Source organism: Streptomyces cavernae, assembly GCF_004023625.1.
Taxonomy (GTDB): Bacteria; Actinomycetota; Actinomycetes; order Streptomycetales; family Streptomycetaceae; genus Streptomyces; species Streptomyces cavernae.
Genome location: NZ_RPDJ01000031.1, coordinates 1 through 17881 on the forward strand (window position 1 = coordinate 1; position 17881 = coordinate 17881).

At 71.5% G+C, this 17881-nt stretch carries 15 protein-coding genes, 1 tRNA gene and 2 pseudogenes; 7 read left to right on the forward strand and 11 right to left on the reverse strand.

Going from position 1 to position 17881, the window contains the following annotated elements:
- From EF387_RS33645 to EF387_RS33655, 3 genes and pseudogenes are all read right to left on the reverse strand, one after another.
- A pseudogene (locus tag EF387_RS33645) lies at nt 1-242 on the reverse strand (ABC transporter permease); the annotation flags it as partial.
- A complete protein-coding gene (locus EF387_RS33650) occupies nt 235-1443 on the reverse strand; it encodes an ABC transporter ATP-binding protein (protein ID WP_128379396.1) in 1209 nt (402 codons plus the stop codon). The pseudogene EF387_RS33645 and the gene EF387_RS33650, both read right to left, overlap by 8 nt.
- A gap of 174 nt (nt 1444-1617) precedes the next feature.
- The gene (locus EF387_RS33655) at nt 1618-2856 is read right to left on the reverse strand and encodes an RNA-guided endonuclease InsQ/TnpB family protein (RefSeq protein WP_128379397.1); all 1239 of its coding nucleotides are present in this window, start codon (nt 2854-2856) and stop codon (nt 1618-1620) included.
- Between the two features lie 316 nt (nt 2857-3172).
- Here EF387_RS33655 and EF387_RS33660 point away from each other — a divergent pair, with 316 nt between their 5' ends.
- Both EF387_RS33660 and EF387_RS33665 read left to right on the forward strand, forming a co-directional pair.
- Complete coding sequence (locus tag EF387_RS33660; RefSeq protein WP_128379398.1) at nt 3173-4072, forward strand: amidohydrolase family protein; 900 nt, start codon at nt 3173-3175, stop codon at nt 4070-4072.
- Between the two features lie 6 nt (nt 4073-4078).
- Nucleotides 4079-4573, forward strand: coding sequence for a cysteine dioxygenase (locus tag EF387_RS33665; RefSeq protein WP_128379399.1), 495 nt, complete (start codon nt 4079-4081; stop codon nt 4571-4573).
- 9 nt (nt 4574-4582) lie between these two features.
- Here EF387_RS33665 and hutU read toward each other — a convergent pair whose 3' ends face one another.
- Nucleotides 4583-6232, reverse strand: coding sequence for a urocanate hydratase (hutU, locus tag EF387_RS33670; RefSeq protein ID WP_128379400.1), 1650 nt, complete (start codon nt 6230-6232; stop codon nt 4583-4585).
- 22 nt (nt 6233-6254) lie between these two features.
- On the opposite strand from hutU, the gene EF387_RS33675 reads away from it, so the two are divergent.
- The 4 genes from EF387_RS33675 (at nt 6255) to EF387_RS33690 (ending at nt 10120) form a co-directional block, all read left to right on the forward strand.
- On the forward strand, nt 6255-6977 hold the full coding sequence (locus tag EF387_RS33675; RefSeq protein ID WP_128379401.1) for a GntR family transcriptional regulator: 723 nt from the start codon (nt 6255-6257) through the stop codon (nt 6975-6977).
- Nucleotides 6974-7987, forward strand: coding sequence for a 3-hydroxyacyl-CoA dehydrogenase family protein (locus EF387_RS33680; RefSeq protein WP_128379402.1), 1014 nt, complete (start codon nt 6974-6976; stop codon nt 7985-7987). Before EF387_RS33675 ends, EF387_RS33680 begins: the two co-directional genes overlap by 4 nt.
- Nucleotides 7984-9504, forward strand: a complete 1521-nt coding sequence (locus EF387_RS33685; protein WP_128379403.1) for an HAL/PAL/TAL family ammonia-lyase — start codon at nt 7984-7986, stop codon at nt 9502-9504. Before EF387_RS33680 ends, EF387_RS33685 begins: the two co-directional genes overlap by 4 nt.
- 67 nt (nt 9505-9571) lie before the next feature.
- Nucleotides 9572-10120 (forward strand): cupin domain-containing protein, encoded by a 549-nt coding sequence (locus tag EF387_RS33690; RefSeq protein ID WP_128379404.1) that lies wholly within the window; start codon nt 9572-9574, stop codon nt 10118-10120.
- Between the two features lie 311 nt (nt 10121-10431).
- On the opposite strand, the gene EF387_RS33695 is transcribed toward EF387_RS33690, so the two are convergent.
- The 7 genes and pseudogenes from EF387_RS33695 to tdh all read right to left on the reverse strand — a co-directional run bounded on the left by EF387_RS33695 (nt 10432) and on the right by tdh (nt 15603).
- Nucleotides 10432-10505: transfer RNA gene (locus EF387_RS33695), tRNA-Pro, on the reverse strand.
- 175 nt (nt 10506-10680) lie between these two features.
- Entirely contained in the window at nt 10681-11040 is a 360-nt protein-coding gene (locus EF387_RS33700; protein WP_162467225.1) for an MmcQ/YjbR family DNA-binding protein, read from the reverse strand.
- Nucleotides 11041-11265: 225 nt separating this feature from the next.
- Nucleotides 11266-11620, reverse strand: a pseudogene (locus tag EF387_RS33705) (GNAT family N-acetyltransferase); the annotation flags it as partial.
- A complete protein-coding gene (locus EF387_RS33710; RefSeq protein WP_128379406.1) occupies nt 11617-12189 on the reverse strand; it encodes a helix-turn-helix domain-containing protein in 573 nt (190 codons plus the stop codon). The gene EF387_RS33710 and the pseudogene EF387_RS33705, both read right to left, overlap by 4 nt.
- Nucleotides 12190-12297: 108 nt before the next feature.
- A complete protein-coding gene (locus tag EF387_RS33715; protein ID WP_128379407.1) occupies nt 12298-13203 on the reverse strand; it encodes a LysR family transcriptional regulator in 906 nt (301 codons plus the stop codon).
- Nucleotides 13204-13325: 122 nt separating this feature from the next.
- Entirely contained in the window at nt 13326-14519 is a 1194-nt protein-coding gene (locus EF387_RS33720) for a glycine C-acetyltransferase (protein ID WP_128379408.1), read from the reverse strand.
- A 55-nt stretch (nt 14520-14574) separates the two neighbouring features.
- A complete protein-coding gene (gene tdh, locus EF387_RS33725) occupies nt 14575-15603 on the reverse strand; it encodes an L-threonine 3-dehydrogenase (protein WP_128379409.1) in 1029 nt (342 codons plus the stop codon).
- Between the two features lie 264 nt (nt 15604-15867).
- Here tdh and EF387_RS33730 point away from each other — a divergent pair, with 264 nt between their 5' ends.
- Nucleotides 15868-17880 (forward strand): DUF2264 domain-containing protein, encoded by a 2013-nt coding sequence (locus tag EF387_RS33730; RefSeq protein WP_128379410.1) that lies wholly within the window; start codon nt 15868-15870, stop codon nt 17878-17880.
- The last annotated feature ends 1 nt before the right edge of the window (nt 17881 follow it).

Consider the following 17881-nt stretch of genomic DNA (forward strand, 5'->3'; position numbering starts at 1 on the left):
TACCGCACGAAGATCATGAACAGGGCCAGTGACGGGATCGAGTACAGCACGTTGGCCACGGTCAGAGTCGGCGGGTAGAGCCATCTCCAGCGGTGGCAGAGCATGCCCAGCGGCACCGAGATGATCAACCCGAACAGCACCGGTAGCAGACCCAGTTGGAGGTGGACACCGGTGTAATGGGCCAACTCGCCGACATGGTCGCCGATCCAGTCCCACCGGACCAGCGGCTCCCCGTCACTCATCGCTCATCACCGCCCGTGTCGCCGTGCCCCCGTCGCCTGTGACCACCGCGCTCGCGGCCGCCTCGCCCGTGACCGCCTCGTCGGTTACGGTCTCGTCCCTGGCCGCGTCATCCCTGGCCATCGCGGCGGCCAGCTCCTGCGCGTCCGTGACACCGACGACCGCGCCCGCGCCGTCCACCGCCACCGCAAGCCCGGACGGCGACAGGAGCGCCGCGTCGAGGGCGGCTCGCCCCGAGTCGCCGACGAGGCTGAACGTGTGGCCGAGCGGTATCAGCGTCGCGTCCGCGAGCGTGCCGCTGTCGGGCAGTTCGGCGACGGCGGCCCAGCCGAGCGGCCGCCGGTCCGTGTCGACGACGAGCACCCAGGGCTTGTCCGCCGACCCGGCCCGCACTTCGGGGACGGAAGTGGTGTCGGGCAGCACCGGACCGTCGCGCAGCGGCACATCGGCCGCGTTGACGAACGACAGCCGGCGAATACCGCGGTCCCGTCCGACGAAATCGGCCACGAACTCGTCGGCGGGCCGGGCGAGCAGCCTCTCCGGAGTGTCGAACTGCGCGAGTATGCCGCCGGTTTGGAACACCGCGATGTTGTCGCCGAGCTTGATCGCTTCGTCGATGTCGTGGGTGACGAACACGATCGTCTTGTGCAGCTCCTTCTGCAGCCGGATGAACTCCGCCTGCAACTCCCCCCGGACGATGGGATCGACGGCGCTGAACGGCTCGTCCATCAGCAGCACCGGCGGATCGGCTCCCAACGCCCTGGCCACCCCGACCCGCTGCTGCTGCCCGCCGGAGAGCTGGTACGGATAGCGCTTGGCCATCTCGCCCGGCAGCCCCACCAGTTCCAGCAGTTCCGCCGCCCGCGCCCGCGCCTTCTTCCGGCCCCAGCCGAGCAGCAGCGGCACGGTCGCGATGTTGTCCAGGACCGTCCGGTGCGGGAACAGCCCGGCGTGCTGGATCACATAGCCGATGCCACGGCGGAGCTCGGGGGCGTCGACCTCCCTGATGTCCCGGCCGCGCAGGCTCACCGTCCCGGTCGTCGGCTCCACCATGCGGTTGGCCATGCGCAGGGTCGTGGTCTTGCCACAGCCCGAGGGACCCACCAGGACCGTGATGCCGCCCTCGGGAAACTCGAGGGACAAGTCGTCCACGGCGTTTGTGCCGTTCGGGTACTTCTTGCTCACCGCATCGAATCTGATCAAGGCTGCCCCTTAACCGGCTGCATATTGTCATTCAGAGTCGTGGGTGAATGAATGGCCGTCAATGCTTTGGCGTAAAGGGCACGTTACGTTCGCCGAGCGAAGCCCAGAAAATGTCGGGATGTGAGCCATCTGCGAGCTATGTGCCGGGCCGTTCGTTTAGTCAGCGACCCGGGACTAAAGTCCCGGGCTTGCACAACGGGCGCCACTGGCTGTGGTGCTGCGTTTGCGTCCTGTCCCACGCCCTCGTTCGGGAGGTGGGTCTGGGGCGGTTGACTGCGCCCCGCTTCGCCACAACTGCCACGCTCTCGCGCGAATGTTGCGGGAGCTGTTCCGGTCTGCGTGATCAACGAATCCGCAGGACCGGCACGCGAACCAGGCCTGTGAAACCCGGTTCGCCTTGTCGATGTGCCCGCATTCGGCGCAGGTCCGGGAGGTGTACGCCGGATCGACGTACACCACCGGCACCCCTGCCTTGCGGGCCTTGTACGCGATGAACTGCCCCAGCTGGGCGAAGGCCCAGCTGTGCAGGGTGGCCCGTTGGGGCTTGCGAAGCCGTACCCGTTCGCGGATGCCCGTCAGGTCCTCCAGGGCGATTCCGCGACCGGTGCGTTCAGCCTCGGCCACCACATGTTTCGCGATCTTGTGGTTGATGTCCTTGGCCCGCCGCGCCTCCTTGCAGCGCCGCTTCTTCAGTCGGCGCTTGGCGGACGGGGTGTTCTTCTTCTGCAGCTTGGTGCGCAGCTTCCGTTCCCGGACCCGGACTCGGTTCAGTTCACGCCCGGCCATGATCTCGCCGTCGGACGTGGTGGCAATGTTCACGATGCCCAAGTCGATGCCGAGGAAGTCCACAAGGTCGGTGTTCAGCGGTGCTTCGGGCACCTCACAGGTGGCCAGCAGAAACCACATGCCCTCCCGGTGCACCAGGTCGGACTCGCCCTTGCGGTACAGGGCCAGGGTGGCCATCTGCTCCGGTGACGAGGTGAACGCCACGTCCTTGATCCGCCCGGCAGTCGTCCAGATCGAGACCCGGCGCTGGTCGATCTGCCAGGACAGCATCCGGTCGTCGTAGGGCTGCGCACCCTCCGGGCGGAAGGTGACCGGCTTCTCCACCGCCCTGCGGTAGCGCTTCGAGCCCGGCCTGCCCAGGTTCCCGGCCCTCAGGTTGGCCTTCAGCGTCGCGTACGCGTCGCAGGTCTTCTTGATGACGTGCTGGGCGGCCTGCGCCCCCAGCCCCCAGCGGGCCTTGATCTGACGGTAGGTGTGCTCGCGCAGCGCGAAGTTGCTCTTCACGTCCTTCTCGAACGCCACGCCGCTGGCCCAGGTGGCCGCTTCGTTGCAGGCGCGCAGGGTCGCCTCCAGCGCCGCCGCCTGCACGGGCGTCGGCAGCAGTCTGACCTGCATCACCAGCTTCACGATTCACGAAACCTACACGCGCGTACGACTGCCCACCGTATGTTCACCCCACGTCACCCGACCGGGTGAACCCGCCACCGTGTGGCACAGCACCGGCTCAGCCGGACACGATGCTCGGCCGCTTCGCGGCCGAGCATGCACAAGCGATACCGCGGCGCTCCACGCCGCGACCACGAGGATGCGATTCCACTCTGAAGTTCCTCGCAAGAATCTGCTGAACCGGTCCACTGATTGCGGTTCAGTTGACCGTCAGTGAGAAGGTCAGTGGCTGGGTTCAGTGAAGTGACTCCGGCGGGACCTTCCGGGGAGGAGTGTCGTGACCAACGTCGACGTGCACCAACACCTGTGGAGTCCCTCCCTTGTGGCGGCCCTGCGAGCACGGCGCGAACACCCCTTCCTGGACGGTTGGACCCTCCACACCGACGGTGAGCCGCCCTATGAGGTCTCTCCCGCCGACCACGACATCGCCCGTCGTGCCGAGCTCGCCGCCGCCGACGGCCTCGGCCGGGCGCTCGTCTCGCTGTCCTCCCCGCTCGGACTGGAGTGGCTGCCCTCCGATGAGGCACAGCCGCTGCTCGACGCCTACCACGAGGGCGCGGTTGCACTGCCCGAGCCCTTCGGGGCCTGGGCCGCCGCCTGCGTCCGGGACATCGACGCCGACGCGACGGCCGCCGCACTCGACCTGGGATTCGCCGGCCTGCAGCTCCCGGCGAACGCTCTGGGCGACGCGACCGGTTACGCGCGCTGCGCGCCGCTGCTCGATGTGCTCGAGTCGCGCGGCCTTCCACTGTTCGTCCACCCGGGCCCCGCGACCGGCGGGCCCGCGGAGCCCGGCTGGTGGCCGGCGCTGGTCCCCTACGTCCAGCAGATGCACGCCGCCTGGTTCGCCTTCCGGGCCTTCGGCCGGACGCGCCATCCCCGCCTGCGGGTGTGCTTCGCGCTGCTGGCCGGTCTCGCCCCGCTGCACGGGGAGCGCCTCGCCGCCCGTGGCGGCGGCAGGGGGGAGGTGGATCCGGACGTGTTCGTCGAGACGTCCTCGTACGGGCCGCGCGCCGTCGACGCGGTCGTCCGCGCCCTCGGTGTCGATGTCATCGTCCAGGGCACAGACCGGCCCTACGCCGAGCCGCCGCGGTGCCCCGCCTTCGGCCTGGGCGAAGCCGCGGAGCACGCCTTCCGCGTCGCCAATCCGCGTCGTCTCCTCACCGGAACGGAATGATCACCCATGCCTCTCGAAGCCCTGCCCGCGCAGTGCCTTGGCAAGCAGGAACTGCGGGATCTCGTCGACGCACTGGCAGACCAACCGGAGATGTGGCGTCACCACGTCGCCTGGTCCACCGGGAAACGGCACTACGCGTCGCTGCACCGGGACGAGTTCGTCGACGTGTGGCTGCTGTGCTGGACCCCGCAGAGCGACACCGGCTGGCACGACCACGACGTCTCCTCCGGCGCCGTACGAGTCGTCGAGGGCGCCCTGAAGGAGTGCAACCCGCGCATCGGCGGCGCCCACCTGGAGACCGTCGTGTCAGAGGGCGTGTCCTTCTGCTTCGGCCCCGAGCACATCCACCGGCTCGTCGGCGCCACCGACCGGAGCGTCTCCATCCATGCCTACTCGCCACCGCTGTGGCGGCTCGGCCAGTACTCCATCGACGACGGTGTGCTGCGCCGGCTCTCGGTCAGCTACGCCGACGAGCTGCGCCCCCTCGACGAGGTGGCATAGGCGACGGTCTCATCCCAGATCGACGCCACACTCCCGGGCCTTGCGGGTGGCCTCGTCGTATCCGGCGTCCGCGTAGCGGGCCACACCCAGCGCCGGGTCGGTCCAGAACACCCGGCGGATCTTGCGTTCCGCGAGTTCGCTGCCGTCGGCGACCACCGTGAGGCCCGTGTGGATGCTCCGGCCCACCCCGACGCCGCCGCCGTTGCCGACGGAGACCCAGGAGGCGCCCTGGGCGGCGTTGAGCAGCGCGGCCAGGACGGGCCAGTCGGCGATGGCGTCGCTGCCGTCGAGCATTCCCTCGGTCTCCCGGGACGGCGAGGCGACGGCAGCGGGGTCCATGTGGTCCCGGCCGAGGGCCAGCGGGCCGATCTCGCCGCGCCGGACGAGTTCGTTGAGCCGCAGGCCCACCGCATGCCGTTCGCCGAGTCCGAGCCAGCAGATGCGGGCAGGCAGTCCCTGCCGGGCGACCCGGGCGCGGGCCAGCGTGAACCAGCGCTCCAGCGACGCCGTACCGACCACCTCGAGCACGGCGTCTTCGCTGCGGCGCAGATCCGCAGGGTCACCGCTGAGGCACACCCAGCGGTACGGACCGACCCCGCGCGCGAAGATCGGGCGCACGTACTCGGCCACGAATCCGGGCAGTTCGCCGGCGCGGCCGGCTCCGGCCGCCACCGCCTGCGCCCGCAGGTTGTTGCCGTACTCGAAGACGACCGACCCACGCTCGCGCAGCGCCAGCAAGGCGTTCGCGTGCGCGCGCAACGACGCCTGTACGGCGCTGCGATAGGCGGCCCGGTCCAGGCCCTCGGAGCGCGCCTCGTCCGGCGTGTACCCGACAGGCACATAGCCGTGGTCGAGGTCGTGCGCGGCCGTCTGATCGGTCGCGATGTCGACGGCGACGCCGTCCGCCACCAGCCTCGGCAGGATCTCGGAGACGTTGCCGACGAGCGCGATGGCGGCGGGGTCGGACGATCCGGTGAGGTCGGCGACGGCCGCGCCGTAGTCGGGCGCGATGCGGTCGACCCAGCCCGCGTCGAGTCGGCGCTGCGCGCGCTCGGGGTCGACCTCGACGATCAGGCCCCGGCCGCCCAGATTGGCGATGGCCAGACCCTGCGCACCGCCCATTCCGCCCAGCCCGGCCGTGACCACCCGCCGGCCGGCGAGCGTGCCGCCGAAGTGACGGCGGGCGATGGCCGCGAACGTCTCATGGGTGAACCCGAGGATGCCCTGAGTCCCGATGTAGAACCAGGACGCGGCCGTCATCTGGCCGTACATGGTGAGCCCTGCGTCCTCCAGCCGACGGAACTCCGCCTCGCCCGACCAGGCGGGCACGACCATCGCGGTCGAGATCAGCACCCGCGGCGCGTCCGGGTGCGTCGGCAGCACCGCCACGGGCTTGCCGGACTGCACGAGCAAGGTCTCGGCGGTGCCGAGCCGTTCGAGGGCGGCGACGATCGCGTCGTACGCCGCCCAGGAGCGGGCAGCCCGTCCGCGACCGCCGTAGACGACGAGCCGGGCGGAGTCCTCGGCGACGGCTGGATCGAGCGTGTTGAGGAAGCAGCGCAGCACCCCCTCCTGCTCCCACCCGCGGCAGCGCAGCTCGGTACCGGTCGGCGCCGGGGCGCCGAGTCTTTCCTCGGTTGAGGCGTTGATTGGATCCATGTATCCAATCTAGTATCCGAGCATGTGCCCGTCACCACCATCCGCCCGGGGTGAGACGCTCGCGGTCGCGAGCCTCGCCGACGAGATCGCCTACCGGCTGCGCGCCGACATCCTCGACGGGCGGCTGCCGTTCGGCGCCCGCCTCCAGCACGAGGAGCTGGCGGCTCGCTTCGGGGTCAGCCGGACGCCCATCCGCGAGGCGCTGCGCAAGTTGCAGGCCCTCAACCTCGTCGAGCTGACACCCAACCGTGGCGCGACGGTGCGCGCCCCGTCCCGGGCGGAACTCGTCGAGGTCTACGAACTCCGCGCCGAACTCGAGGGCTTCGCGTGCGCGCTCGCGTGCGACCGCGCCTCCGCCGAGGATCTGGACGAATTGGAGCGGACGCAGGAACGGCTCACCGAAGCCGTCGCCACGGCCGGGCGAATGGAAGACGCGGAGCTCGACGCGGCCGTGACGGACGCGAACAACGCCTTCCACGGTCTGATCCACGAGGCCGCGTGCAACAGGCGCCTGGCCGAGTCCATCGAAGCTCTGCAGCATGTCTTCCCCCGCGACTCGGTCTGGCGGGTCATCGCGCACGACGAGACGGCTCTGACGACCATGAACGTGCGGGAGCACCAGGCCATCGCCGCCGCACTCCGCGCCCGCACACCGGACGCCGCGCGTACGGCGATGCGCGACCACGTCCGCGCCGCCGGTGAGATCCTGCTCGCTCACCTCGACGACCAGAAGTTCTGGGGATGAGCGCCCCCACCGGCCGGGTGCTGGTCGTCGGCGGCGGCGCCATGGCCACCGGCATCGCCGCCCGCCTCGCCGCCGCGGGGATCGAGACCGTCGTGCTCGTCCGGCGCGCGGAGGCGGCCGCGGCGACCCGGGACGAGATCGCCCGGCGGGTCGGAAGGCTCGTCGCAATCGGCGAGGCATCCCCGGGACCGGCACCGACATCGGCACCAGGACCGGCACCGACATCGGCACCCTCACCCTCACCCTCACCCTCACCCGCAGAACGGTCGGGGATATGCGCGACGGTTCTGGTCGGTGAGGCACCGGGGCCGTTCGCGCTGGCCGTGGAGTCGATAGCCGAGGACGTGGAGGCGAAGCGCGTCGCCCTGGCATGGGCCGAGGCGCTGGTCGCCGACGACGGAATCGTGGCGACCAACACATCGTCACTCCGGCTCGCGGATCTCGCCGACGGCCTGGCGCGTCCTGAACGCTTCGCCGGCTGGCACTGGTTCAACCCGGCCGAACTCGTGCCGCTCGTCGAGGTGACAGGCGGGCCGCTCACGGCGCCGGACACCCTGGAGCGGCTTGCCTCGCTCTCGCGGGCTATCGGCAAGCAGCCGATCACGCTCCGTCGCGACCACACGGGCTTCGTGGCCAACCGGCTGCAGTACGCGCTGCTGCGCGAGGCCTACGCGCTGGTCGAGGAGGGCGTCTGCGGCGTGGAGGACGTCGACCGGGCCGTCGTCAGTGGTCTCGGCGCGCGCTGGGCCGCGATCGGTCCGTTCGCGGCCATGGACGCGGCGGGACTCGATGTCCATGAAGCCGTCGCCGAGCAGCTGTTCCCTCAGCTCTCCCGCTCGACCGAGGTGCCGGCGCTGCTTCGTCGGGTCCGCCGCAGCGGTGCGACGGGGATGAAGGGCGGTCGTGGCCTGCTGGGCGACTACCCGCCCGGCGCCGCGCAGGAGGTCGCCGCGCGAAGGGACGCGCTGCTCGCCCTGCTGGCCGGAGCCGGGCGGGGGGCCGGGGCATGACGTCCCTCACGGACCTCGTGGCGGCCGGAGCCGAGCCCACCGGCGGCGCACTCGTCCTGGGCGATGAGCCCCTGCGACCGGCCGACGTGGTGGCGGTGGCGCGGGGCCGCCGCGTCGTTGTGGGCGACGCGGCCCGCGAGCGGATGCGCGCCTCGCGCGCCGCGCTCGAGGGCGCGCTGGCCCGTGGCGATGTCGTGTACGGACTCACCACCGGGGTCGGCGCGAACAAGACCGCGGCGATCGAGGCTGACCGGCAGGCCGCCTTCCAGCCCTTGTTGCTGCGCGCGCACCGGGTGGGGCACGGACGGCCCGCGCCCCCGGAATTCGTCCGGGCGGCGATGGTCGTACGGGCGGCCGGCCTCGCCGTCGGCGTCGCCGGCGTACGGGCCGAACTCGCCGACGCGTTCTGCCGGGCCCTCAACGCCGACGTGACGCCTCGCGTCCACCTGCTCGGCTCCATCGGGCAGGCCGACCTGAGTCAACTGGCCGAGATCGGGCTGGCCCTCATCGGCCACGGAGACGACGGCGCCGCACTGGCGGCGCGCGGCCTCACCCCGATCGAACTCGGCCCGCGCGAGGCGCACGCCATCGTCAACAGCAACGCATTCTCGGTCGGGAGCGCCTGTCTCGCCCTGGAGCGGGCGAACCGGGCCGTCCGGGCACTGGACGTGTCGGCGGCGCTGTCGCTGGAGGCTCTGACGGGGAACGTCGACGCCATCCATCCGGCCGTCGCCGAAGTACGCCCGTACGCCGGCGCCCGGGAGACGATCGACCGGCTGCGTGCGCTGCTGTCCGGCGGCGCATTGCTGACCGGCGCGCGGCCGGCCCGCGCTCTGCAGGATCCGCTGGCGTTCAAGGTGGTGCCGCAGACACACGGTGCGGCACGCCAGGCGCTGGCGCACTGCCATGACGCTCTCGAAGTCGAGCTCGCCTCCTCCGGCGACAGCCCGATCATGCTCGTCGCGGAAGACCGGGCGATCTCCACCGGAAACCACGACATCGCCCCCGTCGCCATCGCGCTCGACTACGCGCGGCTCGGCCTCGCACAGGCGGTCACGATCGCGGGCGAGCGGGTACAGAAGCTGCTGGACTCGGCCTTCACCGGGCTGACGACCGGGCTCCGCGCCGATCCCTCCGCGCCCGATGACGGCCTGGCGATCGTCGCCAACGGCGCGGCGAGCATCGCCGGCGAAGCGCGCCTGATCGCGCAACCCGTCACTCTTGAACAGCCCACCAGCGCGATCGCGGCCGGTATCGAGGACCGGATCACGATGGCACCCACCGCAGCCCGCCGCCTCCACGAGATGGCGGGCCTGGCGCTGCGGCTGGCCGCTGTCGAGCTCACCTGCGGCGCTCAGGCCGTCGACCTGCGCGGACACGCCGACGACCTGGGCCAAGGGACGCGACGCGCCTACGCGGCGACTCGGCGGTCAGTCCCCTTCGTCGGCGTGGGCGAGGCACCGGACGGCGACCTCGACGCGCTGGAGGAGTGGCTCGCAGGCGACGGCCTCCCCTAGCGCCGACCGGGAAGTCCGCCACGCACCCGCACACCACGATGTGACATCCAACGACACCGCACAGGGGATGATCGTGAATTCCGAGAACCCGACTCCGGTCGACACCACCGCCCTCACCGCTCTCGGCATGTCCGACCGCCCGTTCTCGCCCGAGGAATGCGCGGAGCGGGCCCGGCGGGCGGCGGCATTCGTCGACACCACCGCGCTCGACCGCTCCGGCCCCGGCTCGTACCTGCTGCTGTGGCGGAACGAGCATTCCGAGGCCTGGCTGAACACCTGGTGGGAGGCGCGCGACACCGGCTACCACGACCACCAGGGCTCCTGTGTCGGCGTGCACGTCCTCGAAGGCACCGCCTCGCAGGAGGGATTGCCGGTGGGCGGTCCGCGCCGCGCCCGCCGGTACGGCCCCGGCGAGTCGTTCTCGTTCCCCGGATCGGGCGTGCACCGGATGGACCACGACGCCGGTGCCGTGACCATTCACGTCTACTCGCCGCCACTGCGGGCCATCGGTCACTACGAGATCATCGACGGCGAACTCCATCGCACAGCGGGCGCGCCTGACGAGGGCTCGCCCGCCAGCCCCGGGCTGCTCGAAGCACTCGACGCGATCAGGTGACGACCTGCCGGGATCCGCAGACATGAAGGCAGCGGGAGCCCGCGGACGGAACCGGCCGTGTGCGGTTGGGCGGCCGTGGTCCGTAGGCCCCGGCGCATGACGGCGTGCGGGGCGGGGCGGCGCACCACGACGCCTGCTGCCGGGATGCCGGCGAACGACCTGGGCCGCCGTGATCGCATGGTGTCGGCGAAGACCGCCACGGCCGGAGCGATGCGAGCACGGGGAGCGGCAGAGGGCTCCCCGTGCTCCCATTCATGCGTGAGGGGCGCCCCGAAGAGCGCCCCTCACTTGCACAAATGTCCGACTCGCTGTCGGGACGACAGGATTTGAACCTGCGACCCCTTGACCCCCAGTCAAGTGCGCTACCAAGCTGCGCCACGTCCCGTTGCCCGTGTGACCTGGGGTTTCCCCTGGCCGAACGCGCATGGAAACCATACCGCACTCGGGGCGGTGGCCGCGCACCCGTTTGTCGGGGGGCGGCTTCCGTGACGGTGAGACGGACCGGACCTCGGCCCGTCCCCGCTCGCCCGGTCCGTCCTCGGCGCCCGTCCCGCTTACCCTCACTCGACCGCCGGTATGCCCAGGCCCGGATGCGACTCCAGCAGCCGGGTGGGCGCGGCCTGGCGCCAGGAGTCGGCGAGGATGTCACTGAGTTCGGCCTCGTCCTCCAGGGCCGCCAAGCGGACGCGGACCCAGGCGAAGCCCGCCTCGTGTTCCGCGATCCAGAACTTCCCGGGCTCCGCGAGGACCAGTTCGTCGCGCTCGACCTTGGGGCAGCGCACGGCGGTGGAGGTCTCGTCCTCGGGCAGCGTGGCGAACATCTTCCCCGCCACCCGGAACGTGGGCATGCCCCAGGCGATCTTCTCCGTGGTGTCGGGGAGAGACAGGGCGATACGGCGTACGTCTTCGGCGTCCGGCATGACACGCACCGTAGCCAATGCCACTGACAATCGCCCTCCGGCCGGGCGGCCGACGGGCACTCGAACCCTCACGGGTTGTCACCCCTCCGGCGTGTCCCGCCGCGACATGAACAGTGTTCAGCTCGGCGCCCGCTTGGTTGTCGCCCGGCTCCGCAGCGACCTAATCGCTTGCGTGCGGGGGCGTCGAATCGCCCTGGCGGCGATGCGACGCTTCCTGACCCGCCCCGCGGTGGTGAGAAGCGTACGGCCCAGGCCCACTCGGCCGCGTCCGTCGCGGTGCACCATCAGCTTGACCAGCTCGGCGCGGTGGCGGCTGTTGGGCTTGTCGGAGAAGGCCAGGCTGACCGTGCCGATCACCCTGCCGTCCGTCGTGCGCGCCGCCCACACGGCGAGGCCGCCCGCTTCGACGGCCGCCGCCCGCCCGCTCCTTCCACCAGGCGGCCGCCTCCGCCCGGTCGAGCGACGCGAGGAATCCGACGGACGCCCCGCCCGCCACGGTGTCGGTCAGCAGGTCGGCCAACTCATCGGCGCGGGCGAGCACTTCCGCCCCGTTCAGCCTGGCGACGGCGACGGCGGTCATGGCAGCACCACCACCAGCGCGTAGCGCACGTCCTGCGGTCCGGGGCAGCGGAAGCGCGTCGGCCCCCACACCCGCAGCCGCAGGCAGTCCCCGGCGTCCAGGACGTGGTGGGTCCCCTGCGCGGTTACCTCCAGTCGGCCGTCGAGGACCCAGATGTGCTGTTCCAGGCCGGGCACGGACGGCCTGTCGTAGGCGATGTCCGCGCCCGCCGTCAGCCGTCCCTCCACCAGTTCCCCGCGCATACCGGTCTGCGGCGGCGACACCGACCTGCGGTGGAAGCCCGAGGCCTGGTCGTGCCATTCGGCCTGGTCGGCGGCGCGGACCAGGTCCACCGGTTCCGCCTCGACCTCGCTGAGCAGTTGGGACATCGTCCGGCCGTAGACACCGCACAGCCGGTTCAGCAGCGAGGCGGTGGGGCTGATCTCGGCGCGCTCGGCCCGAGAAAGCGTGGAACGGCTGATACGGCTCCGTTCCGCCAGCTCGCCGAGCGACCAGCCGTGCTCGGCACGCAGTTCGGCCAGGCGGGCGGCAAGCCGGGTGTCCACCGGACCCAGTACATCATTTCCCATATCAGGGATGCTATCCCGGATACGGGAAATCGGGAGCCTCCTCAGCCTCCCGGGGCTCTGGACCGCCCCGGCCCCGGATCGCTCCCATGTGGACGGCCTTGGCCCTGACTAGATCGCTGTCGCCGACTCCCGCAGCGCGTCCAGCACCGGCCGGATCAGCGGATGCTTCTCAGCGCCCCGGCGCACGGCCGCGAACACTCGGCGTGTGGGCGCGGCCCCGTCCACGGGGCGTACGACGACACCCGTGAGGTCCATCCCGCGCAGCGCGGAGCGCGGTACCAGCGCCACGCCCGCGCCGGCCGAGGCCAGGGCCACCACCGCACGGAAGTCGTCGGAGGAGTGTTCGAGCCGGGGCTGGAACCCGGCGTGTTCGCAGGCCAGAACCACCACGTCATGGCAGGGATTGCCGGGGTAGGGGCCGATCCAGGAGTCCTTGGCCAGCTCGGCCAGCGGTACCTCGCCGACGTCCGCGAGGCGGTGTGCGACCGGCACGACGGCGTCGAACGGCTCGGCGTAGAGCGGGACATGGGCGAGGCGCGGGTCGTCGGGGTCCGGTGCGCCCCGGTACTCGACGGCCACCGCGATGTCGACCTGGCGGTCCAGCACCATCGGCAGACTGGCGTCGCCCTCGGCGTCCTGGACGTGGAGCCGGATGCCGGGTGCCCGCTCGGCGAGGCGGGCCAGCGCGGGCGCCACCACCAGCGTGATACCGGTCGCGAAGGAGGCCACCGTGACCGTGCCGGCCGCGCCCGCACCGTACGCGGCGAGTTCCGCCTCGGCCCGCTCCAGCTGTGCCAGGACGGCGTTGGCGTGGCTCAGCAGGATCTCGCCCGCGGCGGTGAGCCGTACCCCGCGGGCGCCGCGCTCCACCAGCCGGTGGCCGGTCTCCTGTTCCAGTGCGGTCAGCTGCTGGGAGACGGCGGAGGGGGTGAGGTAGAGGGCGGCGGCAGCCGCCGTCACCGTACGGTGGTCGGCCACGGCACGGAGAATGTGCAGCCGCCGTGCTTCGATCATGTGGCCGATTCTCTCAGGTCGGACAAACCGGCGGCCTCACCGGGAAGCCGCACCCTCTCCGGCAACCGAAGTGACCGTGCCCCTCCGCGGTGCGACCGTGCCCCCTCCCCCGAACCCGGAACTCAGCCGCCCAGTTCCGCCCGGGCCGCCACGAAGGCGTCGACCGCCCGGTGTACGTCGTCCGTGGTGTGGGCCGCGGAGAGTTGCACCCGGATGCGTGCCTGCCCCTGCGGCACCACGGGGTACGAGAAGCCGATCACGTACACCCCGCGTTCCAGCAACAGTTCGGCCATGCGTCCGGCCACGGCCGCGTCGCCGATCATCACGGGCGCGATGGGGTGGTCGCCGGGCAGGACGTCGAAGCCCTCCTCGGCCATCCGGGAGCGGAACAGGGCGGTGTTCCCGGCGAGCCGGACGCGCAGGCCGTCCGCCTCTTCCAGCAGGTCGAGGACCTTCAGGGAGGCCGCGGCGATCACCGGGGCGAGCGTGTTGGAGAAGAGGTAGGGGCGCGAGCGCTGGCGCAGCAGGGCGACGATCTCCGCGCGGGCGGCGACGTAGCCTCCGGATGCGCCGCCGAGCGCCTTGCCCAGCGTGCCGGTGACGATGTCCACACGGTCCATGACGCCGTGCAGTTCGGGGGTGCCGCGGCCGCCGGGGCCGACGAAGCCGACGGCGTGCGAGTCGTCGACCATGACCATGGCGTCGTAGCGGTCGGCGAGGTCGCAGATCTCGCGCAGCGGCGCCACATAGCCGTCCATGGAGAAGACGCCGTCGGTGACGACCAGCTTGCGCCGGGCGCCCGAAGCCTCCTTCAACTGCCGCTCCAGGTCGGCGAGATCACGGTTGTCGTATCGGAAGCGGCGGGCCTTCGACAGCCGGATGCCGTCGATGATCGAGGCGTGGTTCAGGGCGTCGGAGATGACCGCGTCCTCGGCGCCGAGCAGGGTCTCGAAGACACCGCCGTTGGCGTCGAAGCAGGAGGAGTACAGGATCGTGTCCTCCTGGCCGAGGAACGAGGACAGCCGCCGCTCCAGGTCCTTGTGCACCTCCTGCGTGCCGCAGATGAAGCGCACGGACGCCATGCCGTAGCCCCAGCGGTCGAGCGCAGTGTGAGCGGCGGCGATCACCTCGGGGTGGTCGGCGAGGCCGAGGTAGTTGTTGGCGCAGAAGTTGAGGACCTCGCCGGGCCGGCCGCCCGCGGTGACGTTCACGGTCGCGGACTGCGGGGTGCCGATGACGCGTTCGGGCTTGTGCAGTCCGGCGGCGCGGATCTCGTCGAGGGTGACGCGGAGGTCGTCGCGCACGGAGTCGAACATGTGAGGTCTCCAGGAAGGCTTGGGCGGTGAGCGGTGGGCTTGGGCGGTGAGGGAGTCACGCGGTCCAGTCGAGGATGACCTTGCCGCCGCGTCCGCTCGCGGCGTCCTCGAACGCCGCCTCGAAGTCGCGGTGGTCGTAGCGTGCGGTGATCACCGGTGAGAGGTCGAGTCCGCCTTCGAGCAGGACCGACATCGCGTACCAGGTCTCGAACATCTCCCGGCCGTAGATGCCCTTGACGGTGATCATCGAGGTGACGATCCGGGCCCAGTCGACCGGGAACTCCTCGGCGGGCAGGCCGAGCATGGCGATCCGGCCGCCGTGCGTCATGTTGGCGATCATCTCGCGCAGTGCCTCGGGGCGGCCGGACATCTCCAGTCCGATGTCGAAGCCCTCCCGGAGCCCCAACTCCCGTTGGCCTTCGGCGATCGCGCCCTCCGAGACGTTGAGGGCCAGGCTCACCCCGACCTTGCGGGCCAGCGCGAGCCGTTCCTCGCTCACATCGGTGATCACGACGTTGCGCGCACCCGCGTGCCGGGCCACCGCCGCCGCCATGAGGCCGATCGGGCCGGCTCCGGTGATCAGTACGTCCTCGCCGACCAGCGGGAACGACAGTGCGGTGTGCACCGCGTTGCCGAACGGGTCGAAGATCGCGGCCACGTCCAGGTCGACGGGGACGCGGTGCACCCACACGTTGGACGCGGGCAGCGCGACGTACTCGGCGAACGCCCCGTCGCGGCCCACGCCCAGCCCGACCGTCGCGCGGCACAGGTGGCGGCGGCCTGCCAGACAGTTGCGGCACTTGCCGCAGACCAGATGGCCCTCGCCGCTGACCCGGTCGCCGACGCCGATGTCCGTGACGTCACGGCCGGTCTCCACGACCTCGCCGACGAACTCGTGCCCGAGCACCAGCGGGGTGCTGATCGTCTGCCGCGCCCAGCCGTCCCAGGACCGGATGTGCAGATCGGTTCCGCAGATGCCGGTTCTCAAGACCTTGATCAGTACATCGCCGGGGCCGACGGCCGGCTCCGGGACGTCCGCGAGCCAGAGTCCCGGCTCCGCCTGCCGCTTGAGAAGTGCCTTCAACGCTACGGCTCCAATTGCGTCCGGGCACGCCGAAGTTACCCGTGCCGTGGGGAGGGGTGAGATGCCGTACGGAGAAATGCCGTGCGGCGGACAGAAATCTGCCCTACGACGACGCCGTCCGCCATCGAGGATTTCTTAAGCGGACCCGCAGCTTTCCTTCACGCCGGGTCCTCCGCGGACGGGTGAGTGAGCGATCGAGCCGTGTTCGACGTACACATGCCGCGGCCACGTACAGCGAACGAACGGAAACGGAAGAACTGCCTCATGCCCACCCCCCACCTGGACCTGCCCGCCACCGACCGGGTCCTGTCACCGCGCACCGGCTGGACCCGCGCCCACTGGGAGGTACTCGCCGACCGACTGCTCGACGCGTTGGAGCCTTATGCGACGCCAGGCCTGGCGCAGTACCGGCTTCCCGGCCGCGGCTCCCTCGCGGGAGTGGCGACGGACGGGCTGGAGGGCTACGCCCATTCCTTCCTGCTGGCCGCCTTCCGGATCGCCGGGGCGGGCGGGGACGTCGATCCCCGTCTGGTGGAGCGTTACGCGCGGGGCCTGGCGGCCGGCACCGACCGGGACAGCGGGGAGGCGTGGCCCCAACTCACCGACCGGTCCCCGCAGATGGAGCACGCCGCCTCGATCGCGCTCGCGCTGCACGAAACCCGGCCGTGGATCTGGAACGCGCTGGACGGCGAGGTCCGGGAACGGGTCGTGGACTGGCTGTGGGGCTTCGTGGGCCGCCGCGCCCACGACGACGGCACCCGGCTGTGCCAGGTGGTGGCGGAGCAGTTCCTCGCCTCCGTGGGCGGCCCCCACCGCCAGGAGGACATCGACGGCGGGCTCGACCGTATCGAGGACTGGTACGCCGGCGACGGCTGGTACCGCGACGGCGACACCCGTGCCTTCGACCACACCAACGCCTGGGCCTTCCACCTCTACCCGTTGCTGTGGTCCCGGATGGCGGGTGCCGCCGCGGCCGGCGCGCGGTCCGCCCGCTACCGCGAGCGGCTGGCCCGGTTCCTCGGCTCGTACGCGCGGTTCTTCGGCTCCGACGGGGCACCCGTGCACTTCGGGCACGGCCTGACGTACCGGATGGCCGTGGTGGCACCGGTCTGGCTGGGCGCGCTGATGGACTGCACACCGCTCGCGCCGGGGCTCACCCGGCGGCTCGCCTCCGGGACGGCCCGGCACTTCGTGGAGCGCGGGGTGCCGGACGAGCGGGGGCTGCTACCGCTCGGCTGGTACGGCACGTTCCTGCCGACGATCCGGCCGGAGATGGGCCCGGCCGCGCCGTACACGGCGGGCAAGGCGTTCCTCGGCCTGTTACTTCCGGCGGAGCATCCGGTGTGGACCGAGCGTGAACTGCCGCTCCCCGTCGAGGAGTCGGACCAGTACATGGCCCTGCCGGCGCCCGGCTGGCTGCTGCACGGCACGCGGGACGACGGCATCGTGCGCCTGGTCAACCACGGCAGCGAACGCGGGAGCGGCGGCACCGGCGGCGGCCAGGGTGATCCGGCCGAGGCCACGGCCGGGGCCATGCCCTTCCTCGACGACCCGCACTACGCCAAGTTCGGCTATTCCACGGCGACCGCGCCCGATGCCGCGGGCCATGGCCGGGCGCCCGGGATCGACGGCCATCTGGCGCTGCTCTCGTGGGACGGCACCGCCTCGCGCCGGACGGGGATCCGTCCGCTGGCGTGCTCCGGCCGCACGGCGACCTCCCGTCATGACGCTCAACTCATGGAGACGGGCGAGGAGTTACCGGTCCTCACGACGAGCGTGCTGCACGGGCCGTGGGAGATCCGGGTGCACCGGGTGTGCGTCCCCGCGGGAGTGGGTCTGCGCGAGGGTGGTTACGCGGTCGCCGACGACCGTCCGGTCGCGGCCGGCCAGGGCCCCGGCTGGGCACTGGTCCGCACGGGCGACGGGCTGACGAGCGTGGTCGTAGGGCTGCACGGCTGGGACGAGGAGACGGGCATGGCCCACGAGACCGACGCCAGCGCCTTCGGCGCGCACTCGGCCACACCGTATCTGCGGTGCGCCGCCGGTCACCCCGCCGGGGTGTACGTGTCGCTGGTCGCCCTGACCCGGGACGCCGTCAATCCGCGGGCGCTGCGTGAGTCCGTGGTCTGCTCGACGGTGGGCGACGACGTCCACATCGCCTTCCCGGACGGCGAGTCGGTCACCGTACGAGCGGATCGCGGGACCGACGGGGACGGCGGAAACGGTGGCTTCGTACGGTGGACGCACCGGAACCGGCCGGCAGCCGGCGCGCCCTAGT